Below are 8,899 nucleotides of genomic sequence, written 5' to 3'. Positions count from 1 at the left end.
GCTGCCGTACAGGCTGCTGCTATCACCGCCGCCGCCTTCGCTTTGCCGCTGTTTGAGGCTATAGCTCAGTCGACGGTCTTCCAGCAGCGAGCCGTTGATACCCACTTCGTGCTGTGTGGCGCGATCGCGTTGATCGGTGGTGCGCCAGGTTGCCCGCGCATGCGACAGCCAGCGATCCAGCGGTACGCTCAGGCTGAGCGACAGCGTGCGATCGTTGTCGCTGTCCTGCGAATCGGTGAACTGGCCGCTGAGGTTATAGCTCACGCCCCATAGATTGCCGTTCAGACCGATGGACAGGTTTTTATCCTGCCCCCCGCGATCCCAGTACTTCTGCTGCGAGCCGGAGGCGTAGAAGCTGATACCAGAAAACAGCGACTGGCTGACGGTGAACTGAGCTTCATCGCGCAGGCGGTCGTCGGCGCTGATGTCCTTCTGGTTGGCGTCGGAGAAGTTGAAATAACCGCTGCTGGTGTAGCGATAGTAGCTTAGTGACACGCTGGTGCCGCTTTCCGGTAGATCTTTGATGTACTGGGTACGCCAGCTGTAGCCGTGATAGTTTTCATCGTTATCAAGCTGGGTATCCGCACGGCTGACATCCATCGATACCGCCCCAAGTTCGCCGAGCGTAGAGCCGAGACCCAGCGCCAGCGCCCGATAGTCCTGCGAGGCATTCAGGCCACCGTACAGGGTCAACACGTTGTTCAGGCCATAACTGGCGGTGCTTTCAAGGAACTCCGGTTCGTTGCTGTCCTGCGAGCTGGCGGCGCGAAAGCGCCCAGCGGTGGCGCTGTATTTGAGATATCCCGGCCTCTGCATCTGCGGTAGCGCGGAGAACGGCTGGACGAAGTGCCGCACGCTACCGTCGGCCTCTTCGATAGTGACGTCTAAATCGCCGCTGAAGGAAGAGGGGTAGAGGTCGTTGATTTCAAAAGCGCCGGCCGGGACATTGCTTTGATACAGGGTGTAGCCGTTTTGCCGTACCGTGACGATAGCGCTGGAGTTGGCGATACCGCGAATAGTCGGCGCAAAGCCGCGCTGGCTGTTGGGTAGCATGGTTTCATCGGAGTACAGCCGCACGCCGGTAAACTGATAGCTGGTGAATACCGTGCCTTCCGTTGCACTCTCGCCCATTACCAGCTGCGATTTCAGACTTTTGATATCCCGCTGCAACCAGCTATTAATGCTCTCCCAGCGTGTGTCGTTATCGTTGTGCGTCCAGGTGGAATAATTGCGCAGCCGCCAGGGGCCGATATTGGCGCCGTTTTGCATATTCAGATACTGGCGCTGGGTGTTATCGCTGTCGTATTGGTTCTGCGAGCCGCTAAAGGCGTAGTTGGTAAACAGCACCGGCATACCGTCGTCCCAGCGGGAGGGGTCAATATAGCCGCGGGCGTCGCGGTACAATGCAATCTGCGGCACGCTGAGATTCAGCCGGCTGTGGTTGAAGTCGAACTGAGAGACGCTGCCGGGGATGGCCTGCGTCAGATCGGTAATTATCGTACGGTTGTCCTGCTCCGCAAGCTGCGGATAGTTGTCGATCTTAAAGCCCAGCTCACGTAGCTGCCCAAGGGTGAACTGAGGAATCAGCTGGTGGTCTTTACCGGCGATGAACGGCAGCGTACGTTGTACCGTTTTCTTTTTATTAATATAAATATCAACAATATACTCACCAGGGAGCTGGGCGTTATTCTGAGAAAATACGTTGAGATCCACTGCCCGCTGGCCACTTTTCTCCGTTTCCAGCAGCACCGGGTCAAAATAGAGATCGCTGGCCCAGGCCTGGCATGCGCTCAGGCATCCGCTGACAATCGCGCAATGTATCCAGAAAGAGAGCCGTTTCGTGGTTAATAAATGCGGTGTTAATTGCACCATTTCGCTTGTCATTCCTTGAGAGCTATTATCGTGTGGTCAACGTGGGGTACGGCTATTGCAGCGTTCGGGTTTCCGTTTTGGTGGCCCCGCCGTAGTCGTTAATGGCTGCCCACTGCACCGTTTTCCCTGCAGAAGCGGGAACCTCGATCTGTTTATGCTCGCCGGGAGCGATATAGTCGATTTTACTGGTGAGATCGGTTTTCCCGAGCGCAATACCGGCAAAGACGACGTGATAAGCTGATGGGTTATAGATGTCTAACTTATTATTGCTATATTTATATTCGAGAGATTTATAGGCATCGTAAGGTTTACCCGTTAAATTGGCTGGCCGATAAAACAGTTTGATACGCGTTTTAAATACCAGGGTCAGCATATTATTATCGCTGTCGGCAGACTGGCTTTTTGCCGGGATCGCGCGGACGTTAATAAAGAAAAGTGATTCTTTGTTATTAATGATGTTTTCAGATGATTTAATTATTCGTAGTGATGAATCGCTGCCTGAATCCAGACGAAATAGCGGTGGCGTAATAATAAAAGGACCACGCGCCGTTCCTTGCGCATTATCGACCCACGACTGTAATAAATAGGGCAGGTTTTCGCTACGGTTAGCCACCGGCAGGGCGGCCTCTTTTTTCCCGGCATCGTAGATGACGCGAGTTCTCTCTAGCACAATTCCACCCGCGAGGCACTGGCTGACCCAGCCGCCAAGCAGCATCGATAATACGAGAATAGTGTGTTTTTTCATCACAGTCATCCTTAACCAGACGTCAGAAAACGTCTCTTTCCGTCCTTGCTGGAAGAAAAGAGACGACGTACGGGAATTAGCGGTAGTCTATGGTGACATCCACGTTGGCGTTGGCTTCCCCAGGGGTGATCAGTGATGAATCAACGGTGGAGACGTAATAGGCTTGCAGCCCTACGGTAGTGGTGCCATTGGCGTCCGGGGTAAAACTAACTTTCGGCGTGGTGAGCTTATTCAGTGACATTTGCTTGCCGTCGCTGGCTCTGTCGATACGGATACCCACGCCTGTTGCGGCGGTATCCAGGCCGCTAACGGCGACCAGAGCGTCGTGATCGGGCGCAGTCACGGTGCTGCCTGTGCGCGTTTCCAGCCACAGCTGGAACGAGTTGTCCGTTGTACCATCAACGTGTTTCCACGTGGTGGTTGGGCAATTTTTTAACGGAATATCAACCGGAATCGCCGGGGAGCGGTCGCCAATTTCTTTAAACTGCGCGGCGGCGTAGTGACCCAGTTCCACCTTGATGACGTCGCCATTAGAAAACTCACAGGTGCTGGTTAGAATTTCACCCGTAAATTCAATGGTGCCATCTGTCGCCCATGCGCTTCCCGCAGAAAGCGCTATCAGGCTAACTGCTATAGATTTTGTAATTTTGTTCATTAAATTCCCTCTTATCCGATAAACCTATTGACAATTAAATTTATGAAAACATACAGGTTAAAATTAATTGCGGGGCGATGGTATTCGATATTCGTGCATAAGCAAGTTAAGGCGTGATGTTTTCAGATTATATTTATTAAAAATAAGCGAATTAACTGTCATTGTATTAAATAATATTAAATTAGTGAGGGGTGAAATATTATAATAACGAATGTTTTTGCTAAGTATTATACTCGTGATGATATTAAGCCCTTAATATTCAGTTGCGTGTTTTTTAGCTAAATATTTTCCTTTCTTGCATTCCTGTTTACTCATCCCATCACATCTTCTGCTGTAAAATTGTACAGGTGTAAATGATTGTGGATTCGGATAGCCAACAGTGTTGGTTAAAAGTGATGTTTGTCACAATTATCTGGTAAATGTGAACAGTAGTACTCTTCAGAATGCGGCTTGTGTCATTAGACTAGGGCTTCTAAAACGGGAGGACCCATGGCTTTGCATTCCACGCGCTGGCTGGCGCTCGGTTATTTCACCTACTTCTTTAGCTACGGTATTTTTCTGCCTTTCTGGAGCGTCTGGCTCGAAGGGCTGGGGCTGACGCCGGAAACCATCGGTTTACTGCTGGGCGCGGGGCTGATTGCCCGTTTTCTCGGCAGTTTGCTGATTGCGCCGCGCGTAAGCGATCCCTCTCGTCTGATCTCCGCTTTACGTATTCTGGCCCTGTTGACGCTGGTGTTTGCGCTGGCCTTCTGGGCGGGCACCAACGTGGCGTGGCTGATGGTGGTGATGGTCGGCTTTAACCTGTTTTTCTCGCCGCTGGTGCCGTTGACCGACGCGCTGGCCAACACCTGGCAAAAACAGATAACCATGGACTACGGTCGGGTAAGACTGTGGGGATCCGTTGCCTTTGTGATTGGCTCCGCGCTGACCGGCAAGCTGGTGAGCCTGTTTGACTATCGGGTGATCCTGGTCCTGCTGTCGCTTGGCGTCGCGTCGATGCTATTGGGGATGATGATCCGCCCGAGCGTGCAGCCAGCGGGGGAAAACCGTCAGCAGGAGAGCGCGGGATGGCCCGCCTGGCGTGCGTTGATAACCCAAAGCTGGCGTTTTCTGGCCTGTGTGAGTCTGTTGCAAGGTGCGCATGCCGCTTATTACGGGTTCAGCGCCATCTACTGGCAGTCTGCCGGATATTCCGCTTCGGCGGTGGGCTATTTGTGGTCATTAGGCGTGGTGGCGGAAGTGATTATTTTTGCGCTCAGTCACAAGCTATTCCGCCGCTTTAGCGCGCGCGATTTGCTGCTGCTTTCCGCCGTTTGCGGCGTGGCACGTTGGGGGTTGATGGGCTGGAGCACTGAGCTACCGTGGCTGATTGTGGTGCAAATTCTCCATTGCGGAACCTTTACCGTCTGCCACCTGGCGGCAATGCGCTATATCGCGACGCGCCAGGGCAGCGAAGTGATACGTTTGCAAGCGGTGTATTCTGCGGTGGCGATGGGCGGCAGCATCGCCATCATGACCGTATTCGCAGGCTACCTGTACCAGAATCTGGGCAACGGCGTGTTCTGGGTGATGGCGCTGGTGGCGCTACCGGCAATCTTTCTGCGCCCGAAGGTGGTGGCGCAGCCTGCAACGTTATGATTCGAGGATTTTGCGGATCTGCTGCTGCTGATGCGGCGTAAGTGCCAGATCCGCATGAATCAACGGCGGAGAAAACAGCGGCAGCGGCGTGGTATACGGCGTAATAATCAGCGTGACTCCGCGCGGTGTACCCTGTTTTTGAAAGTCCTGCATCGGCATATGTTTTACGTTGAGCGGCAGCAGCGTCAGTTCGCGCAGCTGTTGCTCAATATGCGCTTCAAGTTGTTCATTGTTGCCGGTCAGCAGGATAATCTGCTTCTCGTGCAAATCCTTCTCCTGCATCAGCCAGGCACCGAAAATAACGGCGACCAGCCCGATCTCTTCTTCTGAAAACTGCACATCGTACTCCGCTTCGAAGCCATGTATCGCCTCGCGGGTAGTACGAACCAGACGGGGATAAAGTCGGCTGAACTCCTCCGGCAGCGTGTTATCTATGCCAATGGCAAACACGCTGCGGTTAAGCGCCTGGGCAAGGTGAATATACAGCTGATCGTTCAGTCCTTGCTCATCGCTGAAGCGCACATTGCCATACTCGCGAAAACGCAGCACCAGCCGTGCAATAGCAAGGCGCAGGCGACGATCCTGCTGGTGGTTATCGCGCTCGGGGTCGGGGATACGGAGCATTGAGAACAGCAACGCCATAAACAGCGATTCGCCCGGCGGCGCACTCTGCATGACGTGGCGTTGCCAGTGGCGGCCAATTTCCTCAGCGAGCGGATACTCTGCGCAGGATTGCGCCCAGCGTTGCTGGAGCGGATTAAATTCCGGGGTGACTCCCGCGTGATGCTGTAGCAGACAATACTGTAAATACAGGCGCAGGAACTGGATGTCACGGTACTCAAACGGCTTCTGCAAGCGCCGGGAGCACAGATTAATGAGCGCATGCAGATTGGTGTCGTCATACAGCGTACGCGCGATACCTTGTTGTTTTAGCGCCATTTTTAATGCGGGTGTGAAATGCTGGGCGATAAAAGTCGGGCAGATCCGCAGACCGCGGCGCAGCCACTGCAACAGACACAGGCGCTGATTTAGCGGGGTCCCTTCGATCGTATAGCCGCCATTTAGCGCGGTGGTAATCGCGAGTCGGTGATAGCGCTGGATTTCGAGTCCTGCGCCAATAATATCTTCCTCAACAGTGGCATCATCAACGCCATTGAGGCTACTGAAGGTTTGAGCTGTAGCGATTTGCCCTGGCAGGAAAAGCGTCAGCAGCACCTGGCAACGGCGCTGGGGAGCGGAAAGTACAGATGGTGGAGCAAGCGTTGACATCATCTGTAGGATCTCCCGTAAGTATGTTTGATAAGAATAGCTAAAGTTTGCTCATAGATTTGGAGAATGGAATGCTTTCCACCAGGAATGCTGGAGAGCGTCACAGAATTTTTAACGTGCGGAACAGATAGCAGGAGTGGAACGCAGCGCGTTAACTGGCTTTTTCACTGTTTTATCTTCTATTGAGACATAAAAAAACCCGCCTGAGGGTGACGGGTTGAGAAGACGAGTGGAAATGCGCGGTCTGGTGTTACTGCTCGCGGCTCAGCGTTAATCCCACATCACCGCCGGGATGTACAGACAATAGCGTCTCTTTTGAGTAACCGCTTTCGCTCATCAGACAGGCGCAGGCGGCGTCAAAGATAGCCAGGACCAGTAAAATTGAGGTGGTGGCCAACATGTTCAACGGGTCGGCCTCACGCTGGACGCCGGTGGAAATCACCAGCCTCGACGCTTTAGCAATGGCTGAGTCGGCGTTTTCAGTCACGCTCAGGATGGGCACATTTCTCGCAGCCAGTCCGGGCAGCAGCCGAGTGAGTTCATCCGAATTTCCCCCGCGTGATAGCATAATGACCAGGTCGTCGGCGCGTAAAAAACCGAGATCGCCATGCGCCGCATCCGTCGCGTTGAGGTAAATCGCCGGACGTTCCACGCAGGCGAGCATGTGCGCGACTTTGCGCGCCGCAATACCGGATGTACCGACGCCAGTGACGACGATTTTCCCCTGGCAACCGCGCAGCTCCGCCATTAGCGACTGCCAGACCGGTTCAGTCAGACGCTGTCCCAGACCTGCGAGGGCATCGCTATAGAGCTGAAATACGCCGGTGGCCTGAGACCAGGAGTCACTCATGCGTCCTCCTGCATCAGTTGGCGGTATTTCATATGATCCTGATACATCTCGTGGAATACCCGATATTTGCGATCGTAGTACTGCTTAATGCGATTGGTCTGCGGGGTGACCGTTTTACCAATCCGGCTCATTGCCGACATCGCTTCCGGGAACGTGTCGAACACGCCTGCAGCGATAGTCCCCATCATGGCGCCGCCCAGCAGCATGGCTTCGCTCTCTTCAGGCAGCAGCATGGCGCAACCGGTGGCGTTGGCATGCTCCTGAACGAAGATCGGGTTTTTCGTCCCGCCGCCGCTGGCCATAATCGTATCGATGGTGTAGCCGCTTTGGTTCATCGTTTCAATGATATGGCGCGTTCCCAGCGCAATGGCCTGGATGGTTGCGAGGTACTGGAGCGCCATATCTTCCGGCGTGCGGGACAGCTTCAGTCCGGTGATTGCTCCCGTGAGCGTGGGGTTAGCGCGCGGCGAGCGGTTGCCGTGGAAATAGGGCAGGATGTGCATGTCACGGGTCAAAAAGGCGATATCTTCCGGCTCACCAGCCATTTTACGCAGCAGCGCATTCAGCACTTCATAAATGGTTTGCCCCTGAGACTTAGCCTGCGTTAGCAGGGTTTCGTAACACGGATGCGACTGAATAACGTGGTCGATTAACGCCCCGGTTGCTGACTGCCCGCCTTCATTGAGCCAATATTCCGGCAGTACGGCTGAGTAGTAAGGGCCCCAGACGCCGCCGATAAAGCGCGGCTCTTTGGAGATCGCCATGTGTCCGGTGGAGGTGCCACCAATTAGCGCGACACGACGGTCAAAATCCGCCACCTCGCCGGAAACTCCGCTTGCGCCGAGCGTTCCGAGCGTGCCGGCGTGGGCATCGATTATCGAGACGCTGACCGCGGTCCCGGGAATCAATCCCATTTCGCTGGCGGCGCGCGCGGACAGCCCGTGACCGAGAGGTTCGCCCATGGTTTTCACGTAGCGACCAATTTTGGCAGCATCATGTTCCAGCAGGTCTTCCAGCCCAATTTGGCGGAAATAGCTGGCATCCCATTTGTCTTCATGGCCCATATAGGTCCATTTACACACTGTCGAACACAATGAGCGTGTGTCATCGCCTGTTGCGCGCCAGGTCAGAAAATCGGGCAGATCAAAGTAGTAACCCGCATTGGCCCAGGTATTGGGCATATGCTGCTTCAGCCACAGCAGCTTGGGCGTTTGCATTTCCGGGGAGATAATCCCGCCAACGTAGTCCAGCACCCGATGATGCAGGGCGTTAATGCGTTCAGCCTGGGTAATGGCGCGGTGATCCATCCACACAATGATGTTCTGTTCGCTGCGCCCGGACGGGCTGATGGTCAGCGGTTTACCTTCTTTATCCAGCACCACCAGTGAGCAGGTAGCGTCAAAGCCCAGACCTTTCACCTGGATCGGGTTGATATCCGACTGATTAATCGCATCGCGAACCGCGTTACACACCGCCTGCCAGATGTTATCGGAAGACTGCTCAACAAAATCGGCCTGCGGGCGGTAAATCTCGATAGCCCGACTGGCCTGGCCGACCATTCTGCCGTTGAGATCAAACACGCCGGCACGGGCGCTTCCGGTTCCGACATCCACACCAATAAAGTAACTTGCCATAATTTTTTCTCCTGAAATCAGGCTTTACGATTCTGTAATGCGATAAAGAGGATCAGCACCGCGCCCCACAGGGCCATCGTCAGATAGCTGCTGACCCCCAGCAAGTTAAGGCCGCTTTCCAGCATTTGCAGCACAATCAGCGCCAGTACCAGGCCGATAATGCGCCCGAAACCGCCATCCGGGTTGATGCCGCCGAGGACGGAGGCAAGGATGGTGACCAGCAGGTATGACTCACC

7 protein-coding genes and 1 pseudogene are annotated in these 8,899 nt (G+C 54.3%); 1 reads left to right on the top strand and 7 read right to left on the bottom strand.

The window, feature by feature from the left end:
* The 3 genes from FDW87_RS01555 to FDW87_RS01545 form a co-directional block, all read right to left on the bottom strand.
* On the bottom strand, positions 1 to 1,872 hold a 1,872-nt coding region (locus FDW87_RS01555; protein WP_252362940.1), incomplete at its 3' end, for a fimbria/pilus outer membrane usher protein.
* A gap of 52 nt (positions 1,873 to 1,924) precedes the next feature.
* Complete coding sequence (locus tag FDW87_RS01550; RefSeq protein ID WP_016154019.1) at positions 1,925 to 2,617, bottom strand: molecular chaperone; 693 nt, start codon at positions 2,615 to 2,617, stop codon at positions 1,925 to 1,927.
* Between the two features lie 76 nt (positions 2,618 to 2,693).
* Positions 2,694 to 3,272 carry a fimbrial protein gene (locus tag FDW87_RS01545; RefSeq protein ID WP_049270012.1) on the bottom strand — a complete coding sequence of 193 codons (579 nt, stop codon included), beginning with the start codon at positions 3,270 to 3,272 and terminating at the stop codon, positions 2,694 to 2,696.
* Between the two features lie 489 nt (positions 3,273 to 3,761).
* Here FDW87_RS01545 and FDW87_RS01540 point away from each other — a divergent pair, with 489 nt between their 5' ends.
* Positions 3,762 to 4,910, top strand: coding sequence for a 3-phenylpropionate MFS transporter (locus FDW87_RS01540; protein WP_019077391.1), 1,149 nt, complete (start codon positions 3,762 to 3,764; stop codon positions 4,908 to 4,910).
* Here the strand turns inward: FDW87_RS01540 and csiE are convergent.
* The 4 genes and pseudogenes from csiE to FDW87_RS21465 all read right to left on the bottom strand — a co-directional run.
* Entirely contained in the window at positions 4,905 to 6,182 is a 1,278-nt protein-coding gene (gene csiE / locus FDW87_RS01535; RefSeq protein WP_103284114.1) for a stationary phase inducible protein CsiE, read from the bottom strand. The genes FDW87_RS01540 and csiE overlap by 6 nt on opposite strands.
* Positions 6,183 to 6,429: 247 nt before the next feature.
* A complete protein-coding gene (locus FDW87_RS01530) occupies positions 6,430 to 7,029 on the bottom strand; it encodes an SIS domain-containing protein (protein ID WP_046275222.1) in 600 nt (199 codons plus the stop codon).
* Positions 7,026 to 8,663 carry an FGGY-family carbohydrate kinase gene (locus FDW87_RS01525; protein ID WP_003847100.1) on the bottom strand — a complete coding sequence of 546 codons (1,638 nt, stop codon included), beginning with the start codon at positions 8,661 to 8,663 and terminating at the stop codon, positions 7,026 to 7,028. Before FDW87_RS01525 ends, FDW87_RS01530 begins: the two co-directional genes overlap by 4 nt.
* 17 nt (positions 8,664 to 8,680) lie before the next feature.
* Positions 8,681 to 8,899, bottom strand: a pseudogene (locus FDW87_RS21465) (ABC transporter permease); the annotation flags it as partial.

Source organism: Citrobacter sp. wls826 (assembly GCF_005281245.1).
Taxonomy (GTDB): domain Bacteria; phylum Pseudomonadota; class Gammaproteobacteria; order Enterobacterales; family Enterobacteriaceae; genus Citrobacter; species Citrobacter braakii.
This window is presented reverse-complemented; position numbering and strand designations above follow the sequence as displayed.

Coding starts and splice junctions, on each gene's coding strand:
- FDW87_RS01550 (WP_016154019.1), bottom strand. CDS start 2,617: ATGAAAAAACACACTATTCTCGTATTATCGATGCTGCTTGGCGGCTGG.
- FDW87_RS01545 (WP_049270012.1), bottom strand. CDS start 3,272: ATGAACAAAATTACAAAATCTATAGCAGTTAGCCTGATAGCGCTTTCT.
- FDW87_RS01540 (WP_019077391.1), top strand. CDS start 3,762: ATGGCTTTGCATTCCACGCGCTGGCTGGCGCTCGGTTATTTCACCTAC.
- csiE (WP_103284114.1), bottom strand. CDS start 6,182: ATGATGTCAACGCTTGCTCCACCATCTGTACTTTCCGCTCCCCAGCGC.
- FDW87_RS01530 (WP_046275222.1), bottom strand. CDS start 7,029: ATGAGTGACTCCTGGTCTCAGGCCACCGGCGTATTTCAGCTCTATAGC.
- FDW87_RS01525 (WP_003847100.1), bottom strand. CDS start 8,663: ATGGCAAGTTACTTTATTGGTGTGGATGTCGGAACCGGAAGCGCCCGT.